Source organism: Corynebacterium sp. 212_CJEI, assembly GCF_001055915.1.
In the GTDB taxonomy this organism is placed as follows: Bacteria; Actinomycetota; Actinomycetes; order Mycobacteriales; family Mycobacteriaceae; genus Corynebacterium; species Corynebacterium jeikeium_D.
Window position 1 is genome coordinate 16,408 of the sequence record NZ_JVPT01000075.1, and the last position, 16,101, is coordinate 32,508.

The following is a 16,101-nucleotide window of genomic DNA, read 5'->3' on the forward strand; positions in this document are numbered from 1 at the left end:
CCTTTATACGGGCCTAACTACCCATCCTGCCCTGCTCCGACGCGCAATAGTTGTCAACTACTGGACGCGTGGCTGTTCCTTGGGCTCGTTAGCAGCCGCGATGGCCTTGCGCTGCTCTTCGCGCTGCTTAGCGGCCTCTTCTTCGCGCTCCTGCGGGGTCTGGTAGTCGGTGTGAACATCGGAAACATCGACATTGACTTCAGTGACCTCGAGGCCGGTCATACGCTCAACGGAGCTAATGACGTTCTGACGGATAGCCTCAGCCAGTTCATGGATGGCAACGCCGTACTCGGCAATGATGGTGACGTCGACTGCAGCCTGGCGCTCGCCGACCTCAACAGCAATTCCCTGGGATACGTTGGCGCTGCCGCCGGAAACAAACTCACGGACGGAGCCAGCGAAGCGATCCATGCCGCCGCCAAGGTCATAGACACCGGAGACCTCGCGGGTAGCGATACCGGCAATCTTGGAGACGACGCTGTCGTCGATAGAAGTGTGGCCGTGGCCGGTTCCCTTATTCGCGGAGTCCGAGCCAGCCTGAGTTGCCGGGGTGTTCTTAGCAGTGTTCTTTGCATTGTCAGCCATGATGTGCCGTTCCTGTTCTCAGTGTTGTAGACGAAATGTCTGGACAATGCCGATGCTATAGCCGCCACAGGCAATCTGCAGTGCGGCTAGGAGTACATGACTGCGAGAGAGCCCCTCCAGCAGGGATTTCGTTATGAAAGTCTTTTAGAAAACTGGATTACAGACTTGATGTGCTTTTCTTCCCCGCCATCACGGAGAGCGCTGTAATTTCTAGATTATCCCTGCTTGGCGGCAGGATATGACCTCTCATTTCCCGTTCTGACATCACGAACGAACCCCACGTGCCAGCCGTTTGCTAACAAATTCGACAACTTTGTATAACGAGTGGCAACTTACAGCGAGATTCCACGTTTAAGCGGTGTGTTAATGCCGACCACGATCGAAACTCGTGCGCACCGCGATTTGGTTGCCGCGCTTGACGACGGCGACAGCGCCAGCGGCAACTCTGCAGCTGTTTAGCCCCACTCCCCAATGGGCGTTGGCCTTTCTTCTACCCCATTTTTAGAACGCTACCGCACATGATTGATCACTTGAGCGTAGGTTCTGTCTTAACTGATAGGTTTATATATTTCCTTATATTCGCGATACGAAACGGGTATATGAACTGCCCGACACGCATACGTTCCATCTTTTTCGACGAGATTAGCTTTGTTTTTACGCATCTTTGGGATGATTGGACGCTTACTTTGCGCGTTCGTATTCGCCCTCTAGGAACCACAGCCTGAGGAAATGCTTTTCAATGCGCGACCTGAAAACGCCACAACCAGTTTTTGGGCCGCCACCGACCAACTCACTGAGGAGCAGATTTCCCCATGAATAGACCTTCATGGATTTTCACTGTCACTGCCGTTATCACCGCTACAACCGGACTACCGGCCTACGCGGCCACCATCAACCAAGGCGATCCAGTTGTCATCGTTCACGCTAATGGACCACAGGCTAGTGTCTGTACAGCCGGCTATGTCGACAAAACCAATTCGCAAATCTACACTGCAGGTCATTGTGGACAAGACGGAGACACAGTGACGGATGGGACCTTTCAGAAAATTGGAGTATTCCAACCGTCTCCCACCTATGACCATTCACTAGATACAGGAAACGACATTGGAGTTGTCTCGCTTGATGACCCCGCTACTGCCGGTGAGAATTCGTATTCAGGCGATTCGACTCTATCCCCCACAGATGTTCAAACTGGCGAGACAGTCTGCATATACGGAAACACTACGGGGAGAGTTTCCTGCGGTTTAGCCGCTGATCGCGAGGCATACCAAATCGAGGACAACGCTCTACAGGTTCAGAACGTACACGCTCAACGAGGCGATTCCGGTGGCCCTGTATGGGTTCCGGAAAAAGGCGCTGTCGGCGTTGTATCGACTACCTGGAACATCATCGATGGGAACGGGCAGCAGCTTGGTTCCTATATCACCGCTAACTCACCCTGGTAAAAGGGCTTTGTTTGCGTAGGGCTTCCTGATGGGTGGGACGCGAGTCTTGTTCTTTGTGCTGCCCAATGGGTTCTGTGCAGGCGACTGCACAGAACCCATTCTTGTTATTAGGACTGCTGGCGGCGAGTCCAGAACCAACCGCAGCTTGCGACTACCGCACCAAACAGTGTCCAGAGAAGAACTCCGTTTCCGCCGGTCTTTGGCAGCTTACCGGTCTTGGTGTCGGTCACCTGCATGATCATGAGTTCGCCGGAGCCTTCGGCCTTGATAAGCGGGCTGCTGCCACCTACCACTGAGACGGTGTACTCCTTGGTCTCCTGGTCAATTGAGATTTCAAAAGCTACTGGCTCTGGCAGCAGGCTAAGTCCTGCCGGTGCCATCGTTTCTACAAGGTAGAAAGTGCCAGTTTCAGTGATTTCAATTGACTTCTGAGCAGGCGTGATGGTGTAGACCGGTCCTCCACTGTAATCCGGCTGCCCACCAGCCGAGGGGTAGATATCGAAGGTTGCACCACCAAGTCCCGGTAGAATCTTGACTCCCTCACCATCGACGTACTCCGCCTTTTCCAAGGTCAGCTTGCCCGGCTTGGTGTCCGGCGCTTCGTAGTTATCGACGACACAGGAGACGGAAGACAGGACCTTATTGGATTCCGACATCTTTACGCGGAAACCGAACTCGCCCACATTTTCCACCTTGAGAGGTGAGGTTTTCCCGTCGCGGGTTTGAGTACATACGGCGTTGAAGTCACCGGTGGAATCCAAGGTGTCACCGCGGCGGAACAAAGTGAAGCCCTGCTTCTGTGTTTCAGTCAGAACCAGCGACTGCTCACGCTCGCTTTCAATGTTCCACGATGCAGTACCCTTGTCGGATTCAGAACCGGAGGTTACCTTCATCGACTGATGAACCAGCGGGCCATTACCAGAACCGATGACATTGTTATTTGCGGACAGTGTGAACTCCCAACCAGGGGCACCGTCTTCGAGAACCTTGCCGTTTTCATCGACAATCCTCTTCTTGACCTTCACTACACCGTTGCATCGTGTGGTTACGTCTTGGGCGATTGTTTTCATCTGTTCGGCAAGCTTGCTGTAGTTAGACACCCTCACCGTGTCATCAGTGCCCGAGATATCCTCGCCCATGGTCTTGACATCACGCGTACCGTAGGTCCACCTCGATTGATTGAGAGTGACCGTCTCTTGCCTCCCATTGGGTAGACGCTCATACACCTGCAGGGTCTGGCTGCCGGCCGCGTCGTACGCCATTTTCAGGTTCACCAAGATGTCGGTGCCGATGTAATTGGCGTGGCTAGCCTTCGGGTGGTCACTTCGAATTTTGTAGTACAAACCTGGACTTTGTCCCGGATCTGCTGTCCAGGCAATGCGCTTGGCGTCTTTGAGCACCAGATCATTCGTTACAACGGGGCGTTGGCTGCTTCGCCCGCCAAGAGTCAGGTCGACCATGAGCGGCACAACACGGGTACCGGCAGCTTTGAGTTCGTTGGATGCTTTGATTGCGTCGTTGAGAGCACTAGCCTGAACGAATTCACCACCGATGCCCTTGCTCTTGATTGTCGAGGAGGTCGTGGGCATACCATCAGTGATGAAGTACACCACGTCGTAGTCGTTATCCTTGACCTGCTTCAGGCCCGCTTCCCAGTTCGTAGCACTGTTATTTGCGTTATAGCTCCAGTTCTTAACTACGTCCTTTGCTCGCTGGACGCCCTGCTCCGACAGCATTGAAATATATGGTGGGTTCTGACCGTGTGTCGTTCCAGCCTGATTAGCCGGACCGCCACTTGCGAAGTTATAGATGCCGAGCTCGGCTGGGGTGCCCTGCAGGGAATCGATAAATGCATTCGCGGCCTTTTTAGATGCTTCGAAACCATCAGTATCTGCGTAACGGAGCGATGTCGAAAGGTCTGCTACTACGGCAATGCGCAGGCCACAACGCTGTGGCATCGGCGGGTTAGGGACTCGCCCATGCACCCACTTAGCTCCATCTGGTGGCGAAATAATCTCCGGTGGTTTTTGCTCGTCCTTTTTCTCTCCGTAGACATCCAGAGTGACCTTCAAATTCTTGTTCTGCGAGAGATTATTAGTGAAGGTGAATACCGCATCCTTCGGCACAACGGCAGAGTCAACCGGCTTGCCATTCTTTACCGGCACGACGTCCATAGTGATGAAGCCATTGCCAATATTGACGTTGCGCTTCTGCAAGGTGACACCTGGCTCGATCTGATCCAGGGTGAGATTGTACTTCTGCGGGTCCAAGAAGGTCGCGTCAGTCTCGATACGCACGGTTGCGTACTTCATGTGAGATTCCTCAGTCACCTTAGCCGTAAAGGCATTGGGCTTCTTCGGATCTACTGGGTCAGCTTTAACTGCAAACTCGTGGCCGATGGCATCAAAGTGACGCCCTTCGACAGCCGGTGGCTTGGGATCTTCAGAAGAATTTGAGCAGTCTTTAACTTCACCACTTAGATTGAAAGTCCACTCGGTACGCGCATTCGGAGCAAGCTTAAAACCTGGCTGCGCTACAGCAGTGACCTTGACTGAACCCGGCTTGTTCTGCTCATAGACATGAGGTCCGGCAGGCGTCTTTTTTGCGTTTAGGTAGTAATCAACACCCTTGGTGTCCGGGATATTGATGTAAGCCTTCTCCACGCACTCCGGTGCAGTCGCAGGATCAACAAGGGTCGGATCCGCAGGAGTTACCGTTCCTGGTTCTGGCTCCGGATTCTCCGGCTCGGTGGGCTCAGTCGGCTCCGTTGGATCTGTTTCTCCGCCGACTACGTCAAATTTTGCAGAAATCACAGTGTTCGGTGAGCCACGGTGGACTCCCTTAAACTCAATCTCCGCAGCGCCGCCGATGGTAATTTCCGGCAGGGTTACCTCGAACTTTTTGCCGCTAACCTTCTTATAAGTTGCCTTGGTCTCGTACCAATTTCCATCAGTTCCCGTGTAATACACCGTGAAGTCAGCCGGGTTTGGTGCAGGATAAAAGACGGTTTTGGATTCCAGCGTGACAACCGTGCCTGCGCCCAATGTCAGAGTCCCACCGCTGAGCTGGTCGGCGGGAATCTTGTAATTAGGAATATGGCGATCGCCTTTTTGTGTGTACTTCTGCTGCTGAGGAATCGTGAACGAACGATTCTCCGCTGCGTAAGGGGTCGCCGCACGGGGCGCCATCTGCGGCACAGCCTCTGTCTCCGGTGACACCTCTAGTGCTCCGGAGTCATCGAGAGGCTCAGCAGCCCCTCCTTCATCGACGCTGCTCTGGTCATCGGAATCGAGCTGGGTCTCCTGCTCCTCTGTCTGCGCCTGCGCCTGCGGCACGGTGGGAGCAAAAGCCTGACCGCTGACAACGAGAGCTACCGCTAGCAAAGCAGCCAAGAACATGCGAAGCGTAGTTCGCATTGAATCCGGCAAGCGGAATGTTGTCGAAAACATTAGTTCTTCCCACTTTCTGAGTTCTTCTTGCTAGCAGCGATAATGACGAATCCTCCGCCGATTAGTGCTGCAGCGACGGCTACCAGCCCTGCTACCTGCACACCGGTGAGTGCCAGGGAGCCAGATCCTCCGCTACTTCCCGAGCTTGAGGATGAACCCGACGAGCCCGAAGGCGTCGAGGTACCAGGCTCACCAGGTGGCATGGAAGTAGTCGACGTTGTCGTCGAGGTTCCCGGTTCACCCGGAGTTGTCGGAGTTGTCGGCGTCGTCGGAGGCGTCTTCGGCGGGGTCGATGTTCCCGGCGTAGTCGGCGGTGTTCCCGGTGGCGTTGTCGGAGGGGTCTTCGGCGGAGTCGTTGGAGGTGTCGACGGTGGTGGCGTCTCCCCCGGCTTATGCGACTTCGCCACAATGACGCCCTCTACCGGCGTGGAGTCATAGCCCGCACCGTAGAACGGCACCGATACCAAGAAGGAGTTGATCTCCCGGTAACTGTCATTCGGAGCCGTCGAGGTCACAAGATAGATGCCCTCCGGCAAATCACTGAATTTAACAGAGCCGTTTTCGTCAGTGACCTGGCTGAAGTGGAGGTCTTTCGGCCACTCGGCAAGCTCAGCTGCGGTGGCGTTTTCCACCTTCTCGCGGTCCTGCTGGCTCGCCGGCGAGATTCCCTTGAGACGTTCCAGATGAATGGTCACGCCAGAAATAGAGCCCGATGCCGACGAATTATCATCGTCCGGGTTTCCTGGGCTCAAGGTAATTCGCACAATGTCAGTGCCGCTCGTTGCTGAAACGCCCGGAGCGTCCACGCGTCCAACAATCCTGGCCGCGTTGGCGTCATTCGCGCCGATTGCACCCATCACTGCAACCAGAGCGCAGGCAGCTAAGAACGCAGCTATCCGGTTCCAGGTGGATGTCAAATATTTATTCATTGTCGTTTTCCCACCACGAAGTGTTGTTATTATCCTCGGACGCTGATTCGCTGCCGTCAGCGAGTTCATCGCTGTCTGCGTCGCCATCAGCAGTCTCGACGTCCGCGTTCTCGGCGTCGTCGTCAAGCTCTTCGTCGGCGTCGAGGCGTTGGCGCCAGAGCCACCACGCAAAGCCTGTGCCAAGCACAAACACCGCTACGAGCAGGGCGTACATCCACCACTGCCATCCAGCTCCGTGCGTTTGGTCGAAGACATTGCTTTCCGACGGATCCATCGGCACTTGGTGCCCACGCACTAGCAGACGATGCGTGTTGATTCCGTAAGGGGTGCAAGTGATGAGGGTGATGTAGTCCTGGCCGTCAACGGGACGAAGATCATCGGTCTCATGCGGAAGTACAACCTTGATTTGATCAATTTCGTACTTCAGCTTGTGGCCTGCGACCTGGATATAGAAGGCGTCTCCCTCTTTTGCTTTCCGCAGGTTATCGAAGAGCGTTACGTTAGTAAGTCCGGTGTGACCGGTAATGATGGAGTGGGTTCCAACACCGCCGACTGGAAGATCGGATCCGTATAGGTGTCCGAGCCCCTTGGCGAGCACCTCATCACTGGTGCCGTGGTAAATCGGCAGGTCGGCCTGAATCTCTGGGAAAATCAGACGCGCCATCACGTCGGTAGCGTTTAGCTGATCGAGATAAGCGGCGTACTCGGGGTTGTGGTCATTAACTTCGTTAAGCCACGGGTCCAGAATCGGGCCGGTGGTTTGGCGCTCGTTGTAAGCGTGAGCGCGTTCCCACTGTTCATCTTTAACTTCTTGGGGTACGGACTTTTCCAGCTTGGCAAACTCTTTGGCCGCCTTAGAGGTGCCGTAGTTGTTCAATGCCGTGGAGACAACCGGGTACAGCATCACAAGCAAGCCCACAATCACCAAAATTGCGGGGAGAACCATGCTGTTCTTTTTCGCCTGCTCAGGCTGTTCAGGCCGCTCAGCTGATGCGTCCCGCGTCAGAGTAGACGCAGAGTGTTTACCCACGGAGGAACTCCCAAGAAGTCAATCAAAAAGGGATGTGGCCTTTCTCTTTCTCACCGGCGTAGAGATGCCTGCTGTTGAAAAAGAGCACATCGAAAGGCCGCAACAGTAATTTCAGTGATGCGCAAACTACAGGAATGGCGTGCGCTGTTGAACGCACGCTATTCCCTCAACACTGGAGCTAAAGCGCTCCAGTGGCCGAGCCTTTACTCGGATTTAGTTCTTGGAACCGCGGCGGGCGAACCATGCACCAGCTGCGACGATAGCTGCACCGATAGCAGCCAGGATGCCAACACCGGCACCACCGGTCATCGGCAGGTTCGGGGTGGTGTCGTCGGAGTTAACAACCTCACCCGGGTTAGCGCCGACCTGGACGGATGCCAGCTCGTAAACACGCTCCGGGGCAGTCTGCTTAGCAACCAGCTTGAACTCGAGTGCCTCCGGCAGCAGCTCCTTACCCTTCGGAGCCTTGGTCTCAATCAGGCAGTAGTGGGACTGTTCGCCTTCGACAACCTCAGCGTTGTCTTCGAAGTCGTTGACGTGAAGACCGGTAATCTTGACGATACCGTCCTGGCCAGAGACGAAGGTGGTCTTCACCTCGTCACCCTGCTGGCCGTTAACCGGAGTCCAGGAGTCCTTCTTGGTGGTGTCAATGTCGGAGCACTTCTGGCCAGCAGCCTGGCGGACAATCTGGAACTCGGCACCTTCCAGAGCGTTGCGGTCGCCATCAACCTTCTTGAACTGCACGCCACCCCAGTAGGTCTTGACCTTCGGAGTCTCCTTCGGAGTGCTGTTCTCGGAACCGTCCGGGTTGTTCTGGAAGACCAAACCGGTGTTCGGCGCGATGTCGGTAGCTTCCTTGAACTGCGGCTTCAGCGTGGTGGTGATGGTAACGACGACCTTGTCACCAGTACCAAGAGTCTTTGCAACGTCTGGCTTCAGGTTGACATCGACATTGTTGCCCTCGAAGAACTTACCGTCGCGGTCGTCGGTTTCGGACAGAGCCCGCTCCGTACCATCTGCCTTGACAACCTTGACATCAACCTTGGTGACTTCCAGCTTCGGGTCAATCTGGTCAGTGATCTGGAACTGGGTACGCTCCGTGTTCGGCTTCAGCTGGCGAGCGGTACCCGTGACGGTGTAGACCAGCGCTTTGTCGCCGGCGTTCTGGTCCTTGTCCTTAACGGTCTTGGTCGGCTCTTCATCCTTGTAGTTCTTCGGGAATGCGTGAACGTCGTAGTTCCAGGTGGTGCCCTGAGTCTCGTCGCCTACCTTGCCATTGCTGGTCATCGGAACGAAAGCGATGAACGGAACAGCCGGGTCATAGCCTTCCTTCGGACCGGTCTCAACAACCAGGTAAGCGCCAAGAGCCAGATCCTGGCCAACGTTCCACTTGCCGTCCTGGTCGGTCGTGCCGGTTGCGACCTGCGTCAGGGTACCGTTGTCAATCAGAGCCTGAGTCGCCTGGGTACCAGTAGCGAACTCGCCAGCCTTCAGCTTCGAAGCAGCCAGCAGACCCTCGTTGGTGGTGACATCGATGGGGGTAGCGCCATCTGCAGTCTTGTTGATCTTGTAAACGGTGAAGCCGACACCTGCGAGCTTCTCGCCACCATTGGCAATAACGTCCTGGACGTCAGCTTCGGTACCAGACGGCTGACCTTCGCTGGTCGGGTTACCGAACTTATGAATGGTGAGCGAGCCCTTGGCGTCCTTATTTACCAGAGGGGAGTTGCCGGCAGCCTGGTTGACGGCAGTGTCCTGAGCGATTGCAGCCGGGGCGGAGACGCCCATCGACAGACCGACGATGGCAGCGAAGGTTACCGAGCGGGCGGTACGAGAGAACTTATTCACGAAAACAGGTCCTTTACAGAAGTCCAAAATGAAGCGACACGCTTCAATACGTCTCGCGATTCACTCCAGACGGCGACACCATCGTTCCCCGACTTGCCAAAACTGAGACTTTCCTTAAGGGAAAGACCAGTCTGTCTAACCTTTTAAGCCTAAGCGTTATGAACTTTAATGTTTGCTGGTCGAAACATTGCAGCTCAAGCCCATTGCTCGCTCGGTTAATAGCGCTCAGTGAACCGCTTACAAATAACTTAACTCGTTTCACTTCCAACCGATACCCGACGGTTACATACCGCCAAACCAAGCACCCGAAAAACCTACACAAACGTAAGAATTGCAAGAGATTAATATCTTTTTATCGAGGTCACAGCGGTTTTTCCCAATCGAGGCCGAAACCCTCTCAATTTCCCACACAATCAAACACACCCAAAAATGGGGGTAGACAATTGCTTCATAGTGATGGCTCCTATGTACAACCGCTATCACCCCAGCGCACGCCGGGAAAATGAGGACTCATCAACCTTCCAGGTTTTACAGTCACGACAACGTCGTCAAGCGAAAGCAAAAACCTTTGGGGCAAGGACGCCCCGCGGCGCACCACCCTGTGCTAGGACCCGTAAAAGCACAGAGGCAGTAAGCGACACGGGGCGCCCTGCCGCGTCAGTAGGGACGTTTAGAGAACCGCCCAGTAGTGAACATCGTTGTAGCCGTTGAGCTTGAGGACGTCACCAATCTGCTCGACCTTCTTCTTGCCCTCAGGGGTCATGCCATCCGGCATGATCTGCACGTCAGCGCTGTGATCGCCGGTGAAGGTGATGTTGACGTAGTCCTTGCCATCGCGGTGCTCAAGCTCGAAGACGTAGCGGTTGACGGCCAGCTTGCCCGAGTGCAGGAACCCACCCTTGCCCGGAGCGACAACTGCAGTGTCAGCAGAGTTTGCAGGTGCAGCTACCGCCTGTGCGGCAGTAGCAACCGGAGCGGCAAGCACGAGTGCGCCCACACCCCAGACACCGATTTTCTTCAACATGCTCATAGGAACTTCCTTATCTTCAGTGTTTCTGCAGGTTTTCTGCAGATTTGTTCTGTGTTTTTCTGCGACTGCCGGCGCCACCGTTGTTCGACAGCGTTCAACAGCCGCAGCCAATGAAATTGGTCAATGAATCGAGGCTGCGCCCCAGCGCCCCAGCGCCCTAGCGCACCAGATCAGCGCACTGGAGTGGCCTCGACGATGATGTTGTCGGCGTAACCCAACGTGCCGCCGACGAACTCGCCTCCGCAGGTAATGAGGACCAAGCGGTTCTCACCAACTGCATCGTTGACGACCTCAGGCATCTGAGCGCCCTTGACCACCTGGATCGGATCCTTGCTGACGGTGAAGTCTCGACTTTCGCCATCCACCTTCACCGTGACAGTGTCACCAGCCTTCAGGTCAGCGAAACGTGCAGCGTAACCATCACCCTGATCCACCTCATTGACGTGACCGGTAATGACGGACGAACCAGCAGCACCTTTCTCACCGGGAATCGCTGAAGCTGAGTACCAGCCCAGGCGCGAAACATCGGTCGGTGGAATCAGAGACCCCTGATCAGTCAGCTGAACGAAATCAATCGGAGCCGACTTACCATCAATGAGCATCTCCATCTCGTGCACAGCTCCCCGAGAACCCTGTGCTGGAGTAGGAAGATTCTCCTGCGCGCCATCGAGCGTCGAATCATTGCGATTGATCTGGGCAATCACCAGCAGAGCGATAACGCCGATTAATGCGATAGCGGCGATGTACACCCGTGGCTGCTTCCACCAAGGCACGTCCTGCAGGTCTTCGACTTGGCCGTCGGCCTGGTCTTCGTCCTGGTCAAACGGATCAACGTGGTCGAGTGCGCCGGTTTCGGTTTCCGGTTCGAATCCTGGTGTGTTGCCAGGTTCCTTGCCGGTCTCGTCCGAGCCAAACTGATCAGTCATGGAATCTCCTTAGTTGGTGGCTACCGTCGGCAGAGCGTGAGTAGCCAAACCGGTCGGGCCAGACGGAACCGAACTAATTGCACGTCGTTCCGAGTTCGGAGCCAACGGCTTTCCGTGGTTCTTCTGCTTATCCTGGCCAGTGCCACCGATGATGGTGACGTTGGTGTTGTTCTGCTCCAAGTGCTGATTAATCACAGTGGTCGGGGTGGCAGAGTCGCTGGTAGGTGCAGAGGAATCGTCGTTAGGCGTGTTCTGCTCGCCCTCATCCTTCGGCTGCTCAGATGGCGTGTTCTCCGGGGTCTTGCCGTTCGTGACAGTCTGCGCCGCAGAGTTGATGTCCTTGTGAACAGCAACTTCCTTGCCATTGGCATCGGTCAGAGTCTCGAAGGCAACCTGAGAAGCGCAGTCGCCGTCAGTGATGATGATTGGAACATCAACCGTGCCGGCGGATGCCGTCGGCACAAAGTGCAGGCGGCTCCTAGCGCCAGTGGACTTGCCTGTCTCCTTGCACATCAGCTCACCGGTCAGCGTGTACTTCGTGCCCGGCTTCAGGCCAGTGAAGTGCACGGTGTCGATAACGACAGCACCCTTCTCAACCAGACCCTTCCCGGCAATGCCGGCAGTAGTCGTGATGGCTGGGTTGTCCTCAGACTGCGCTGGGGTGCTCGGGTGGTTCGGCTTGCTCGGCTTTTCCGGCTGGGCAGGCTTGGTCGGCTTGGACGGCTTTTCCGGCTGGGCAGGCTTCGTCGGCTTGGTCGGCTTGCTCGGCTTTTCGGACTCGGACGTAGACGGAGTTGTCGTCTCAGACGGCTCTTCCGGCTGTGTCGTCTCCGGCTGCTCGGACGGCTCATCCTCGCTCGGAGTTACCGGAACGGTGGACGTGGTCGGCTCAGTCGAGCTGGTCTCCGGTGCGGTCGTCTCCTCGGACGGAGTTTCGCTTTCCTCAGTCGGGGTGTCTTCCGGCTTCTCCGGAACCTCTCCAGTCACGGTCTGGCTTGCGTCATTGATATCTGCGTGGTCAGCGATCTCATTGACCTGACCAGCGCTTTCCTTACCAGTCGAGTCGACCTCATCAGAGGTCAGGTGCTCGAACACGACAGCCTCAGCAACAGGAGTCTTAACAGAGTCAGACACCTCAAGAGTGACAGTCACAGTACCGCTTGCCGACGTCGGCTTGAACGTCGCCTCGCCATGACCAATCACAGAGCCATCAGCCTTATTAACCAGTTCACCGGAGAGGGTGTAGTTCTTACCAGGCACCAGGCCCTCGAAATGCACGGTGTCGACAACCTTGGCATTAGCCTCAATGCGGTTGCCCTGAAGCTCGGCTACCGTGCGCAGCTCCGGCTCCAGCGGCGTATCAGCTGGCTCGCTCGGCTTAGACGGTTCGGTAGTCTCAGTCGGCTCGGTCGGTTCCGTGGTCTGCGACTCAGTGCTGTCAGTCGGCTCGGTCGGTTCCGTCGGAGCGGCCGGCTTCGTGGACTCGGAGGTGTTAGGAGTAGTCGTCGAAGAGCTCGGCTGCTCTTCGCTTTCCGACGTCGCCGGAGTCTCAGACTCACTGGTCTCAGAAGTAGTGGTCTCGCTGGACGACGGCTCCGTTGTCTCCTCGGTCGTCGGGGTCTCTTCGGAGGTCGACGGCTGCTCCGGCTTTTCGCCGTGAACGGTCTGAGCTGCGTCGTTAATGTCCTCGTGGGAGGCGATCTCTACCCGCTGACCATCGGTGTTGTCCTGGCCATCGGCGGTGACCTCTGTCGAGGTCAGCTTTTCAAATGCAACAGCAGCGGAAACCGGCTCATCTACATCATCGGAGACGGTAATCATGACAGCCTGCTCACCCGAAGAGGTCTCCGGAGTGAATTCCACGCTGCCGGTACCCAGGATGCGATCAGCATTGGTCTTGTCCACCAGGGTGGCGTCCAGGCGGTAGTTCTTACCCGGAACCAGGTCGGTGAACTTCACGATGTCCTTAACCACAGCGCCCGCAACAATCTTGTTGCCGTTCAGGCGAGCCTGAGTGGAGATCGACGGCTTACGCGTGGTCGGCTTCTCCGGCTCGGATGGCTTGGTCGACTCGGACGGGGTCGTGGTCTCCGCAGGCGTGGTCGGTGTAGTCGGCTTCTCCGGCTCAGTCGGCTTCTCCGGCTCAGTCGGCTTTTCCGGTTCGGTTGGCTTTTCTGGCTCGGACGGCTTCGTCGGCTCTGCCGGAACTTCACCGGAAGACGGAGTGACATTGTCAATCACAATGATGTCTTGTTTCTTACCATTGTTGAAAATGTAGCCAGTGCGGTTCGTACCGTCGACGGTGCCCTGACCGACGTTAGCCGGACCAGTGAGGTAGTCGTAGACAGCCTTCGTCGATGGGTTGTGAATGCCCTGGGAGAAGTCAATGTCATCGGAGAAGTGCCACAGAGCGAACTGAGTTGCGTTATTGGCATCCAGCACATTCAGACGTCCTTTAACTCCAGCCGCCTTCCCCAGTTCATCCAAACCAACAGCTGGAGAACCGTGGTGCGCAATCCAGTTGAGCTTCCGGTATCGGTCAAAGTCGTTCCGCAGCTTGTTATTGGTATCTGTACTGCGCGAGAACTGACTGAAGTTCTGCACACGACCGGTGTCATAAAGATCACCGGCGACGCTGGCCTCAATGCAGTAACCCATTTTGTGGCTACCAAATGGTGTTGCAGCCTCGTCAAATGCCGCAATGAGTGGCTCAAAATCACGGACATTTCCATTGGCTTCAACACCCTTAACGGTTCCAGGAACACTCAGAATCTTCTGAATCGTCAGGGTTTCGCCAGTGTCTTCTGCATCCTGCGCATGCGCAATTATTGGAGATTTAGCGAAGAAAAGAGCGAGCACAGCCATGAAGCTAAATAGCGCCAACCAGCGCTTCTCGTTTGTAAAACGACCGAACATGAGCCCTCCCCCTTCCTTCGATTTCAGTGCGTTATACACCTTTCGCTACCTTTCCAGCCTTCAATGAACAATCAATGACCACGCATAAGCGTCTCCAGCCCCCATCACAGGTAGCCCAGTTGACATCGCCTTCTAATTCTCATTTATAGCGTTGGCCGTCCCCGAATATAACAAATACATTTTATGTTTGTTAGACCATTTAATTGGCACCCCTATTTCCTTTTATTTCAATGCCAATAATTGTTGTTTGCATATTTTTTCTGGGGTGGACATTTGGACACCACACACATGCCGAAGTTCCACCTTTCGCCACGACACCTAGCCATTCAACCCATAAAATCACGATTAACCTGCGCATATGAAGTTTTTTCAATGAATCCCCGCCCATTAATTTGGGTTAGAATGTCTCCCATGTCACGATTTTCATAATTGTGAGTTACGGCACAAATGACACCCCACCCCCACCTAATGAAAATGCAAGCCAATAAATCTCTAAGAGCAAAAATGATGCCTCAAGACTATTTGCAAAAGAATCCCCGGACATCATTTAATAAGCCACATAATTGTGTGCTAATTGCGGCTGCATAAATAATCGCCTCTCCGCCCCAACCTCTCCATCCGCGGTTAATAGACAAAAATGGGTCTGATTCACGGCATTCCAACAGATCACGTTATGTAAAACGCGACTGAATAGGGGACTGCAAATGTGAAACTGTGCGAGTTTATGACGCTTTCAGGACATTTTTCGGGCCATTTTTGACATAAACGCAGTCAGTAACTCGGATCGACCCAACGTCGCCAGCTATAAACACAAAAAAGCGCCTCCCCACTCCGCAAGGAGTGAGAAGGCGCTCGTGCGCTGTTACGTGTTAATAGCCGCGAGAGCTAATAGCTGCGCAGTGTCATTGTAGTGCAGTGCCTAAGTCAGCTTAAACGGCCTTAGATAGCCTTTGCACCGGTGAGGTCCAGGTCGACTGGCAGGTTGTCACCCGCACCGTCCTCGGCCAGCAGGCCACCCTGGTTGTTGCCGCCGGTCTGGGCACCCTGCTCCTGGCCGCCAGTCTGGAGGCCACCCTGGTTCTTACCACCGGTCTGCAGGCCCTGCTCCTGGCCGCCAGTCTGAAGGCCGTTCTGGTTCTTACCGCCAGTCTGGAGACCCTGCTCCTGGCCACCGTTCTGCAGACCCTGGTCACCACCGACGTTCTGCAGGCTCTGATCCTGGCCACCGGTCTGGAAACCGGACTGACGCTCACCAATCTGGCCCTTGTCGTTAACCTGATCGCCGCCGACCTTGTCGCCCTTGTCCAGCTTGTCGCCGCCAATCTGGTCGCCACCGTTCAGCTGGTCGCCGCCCGCGTTCTGGAGCCCCTGGTTGCCACCGACGTTCTGCAGAGCGTTGTCCTGATTGCCGCCAATATTCTGCAGACCCAGGTTGCCGCCCTCAGTCAGAGAGTGGAAGTTCGGGAACAGAGAGTCGACCTGAATCAGCGGGCCCTCCGGGAAGTTCACGTTGAACTCAGGTACCGGCAGCGGAGCCGGTGCTGGCAAGCAGGAAATCAGTTCGCAGATGTTGCACAGGTTATCCATGATGATCCTTTAGAAAAATGAAGTGTAGATAAATGGTGTGGCGCGATGCCCAGAGCTGAAGGTAAAAGGCTTCTCGCCTTCTCCTTTGCGGCCACTGCCGTGCTCACACGAAAACCGTACCGGTGATGAAAAACGGTCACAATATAGAAATTCGACCCACTTCAGCCAGGAAATTGGAAACAGAATAACGGCAAAATTTAACCTGCACTTATGCCCAAACGTCGCATGTCACGGGTCACATTGCTAGCCGTTTGGTCACCCCAAACCAGGCTCGCCTTTTCCAGCAGAAACGCCTCGGCACCTAATGAACTGCTCCCCATTAGTTGGACTGAGAAATCAGTTACCGACTAGTGGGG

General features: G+C 55.3%; 10 protein-coding genes. 1 reads left to right on the top strand and 9 read right to left on the bottom strand.

Annotated features, from left to right (window positions below; all coding sequences use genetic code 11):
• Nucleotides 1–57: 57 nt before the first annotated feature.
• On the bottom strand, nucleotides 58–585 hold the full coding sequence (locus ADB02_RS09990; protein WP_016421902.1) for an Asp23/Gls24 family envelope stress response protein: 528 nt from the start codon (nucleotides 583–585) through the stop codon (nucleotides 58–60).
• 812 nt (nucleotides 586–1,397) lie between these two features.
• Here ADB02_RS09990 and ADB02_RS11380 point away from each other — a divergent pair.
• Entirely contained in the window at nucleotides 1,398–2,030 is a 633-nt protein-coding gene (locus ADB02_RS11380; RefSeq protein WP_080969619.1) for a trypsin-like serine protease, read from the top strand.
• 107 nt (nucleotides 2,031–2,137) lie between these two features.
• Here the strand turns inward: ADB02_RS11380 and ADB02_RS09995 are convergent, their stop codons facing one another.
• The 8 genes from ADB02_RS09995 to ADB02_RS10030 all read right to left on the bottom strand — a co-directional run bounded on the left by ADB02_RS09995 (nucleotide 2,138) and on the right by ADB02_RS10030 (nucleotide 15,745).
• A complete protein-coding gene (locus tag ADB02_RS09995; RefSeq protein WP_053087290.1) occupies nucleotides 2,138–5,479 on the bottom strand; it encodes an LPXTG cell wall anchor domain-containing protein in 3,342 nt (1,113 codons plus the stop codon).
• A complete protein-coding gene (locus tag ADB02_RS10000) occupies nucleotides 5,479–6,408 on the bottom strand; it encodes a SpaA isopeptide-forming pilin-related protein (protein ID WP_049171137.1) in 930 nt (309 codons plus the stop codon). Before ADB02_RS10000 ends, ADB02_RS09995 begins: the two co-directional genes overlap by 1 nt.
• Nucleotides 6,401–7,414, bottom strand: a complete 1,014-nt coding sequence (locus ADB02_RS10005) for a class C sortase (RefSeq protein WP_222866229.1) — start codon at nucleotides 7,412–7,414, stop codon at nucleotides 6,401–6,403. Before ADB02_RS10005 ends, ADB02_RS10000 begins: the two co-directional genes overlap by 8 nt.
• A gap of 237 nt (nucleotides 7,415–7,651) precedes the next feature.
• The gene (locus tag ADB02_RS10010; protein ID WP_049190894.1) at nucleotides 7,652–9,286 is read right to left on the bottom strand and encodes a SpaH/EbpB family LPXTG-anchored major pilin; all 1,635 of its coding nucleotides are present in this window, start codon (nucleotides 9,284–9,286) and stop codon (nucleotides 7,652–7,654) included.
• Between the two features lie 670 nt (nucleotides 9,287–9,956).
• Nucleotides 9,957–10,316: a hypothetical protein gene (locus ADB02_RS10015; RefSeq protein ID WP_049190896.1), complete on the bottom strand. Its 360-nt coding sequence runs from the start codon at nucleotides 10,314–10,316 to the stop codon at nucleotides 9,957–9,959.
• Between the two features lie 170 nt (nucleotides 10,317–10,486).
• The gene (locus tag ADB02_RS10020) at nucleotides 10,487–11,242 is read right to left on the bottom strand and encodes a class F sortase (RefSeq protein WP_049190898.1); all 756 of its coding nucleotides are present in this window, start codon (nucleotides 11,240–11,242) and stop codon (nucleotides 10,487–10,489) included.
• A gap of 9 nt (nucleotides 11,243–11,251) precedes the next feature.
• The gene (locus ADB02_RS10025; protein WP_049190900.1) at nucleotides 11,252–14,158 is read right to left on the bottom strand and encodes a VaFE repeat-containing surface-anchored protein; all 2,907 of its coding nucleotides are present in this window, start codon (nucleotides 14,156–14,158) and stop codon (nucleotides 11,252–11,254) included.
• 939 nt (nucleotides 14,159–15,097) lie between these two features.
• On the bottom strand, nucleotides 15,098–15,745 hold the full coding sequence (locus ADB02_RS10030) for a hypothetical protein (protein WP_049190903.1): 648 nt from the start codon (nucleotides 15,743–15,745) through the stop codon (nucleotides 15,098–15,100).
• Between the last annotated feature and the right edge of the window lie 356 nt (nucleotides 15,746–16,101).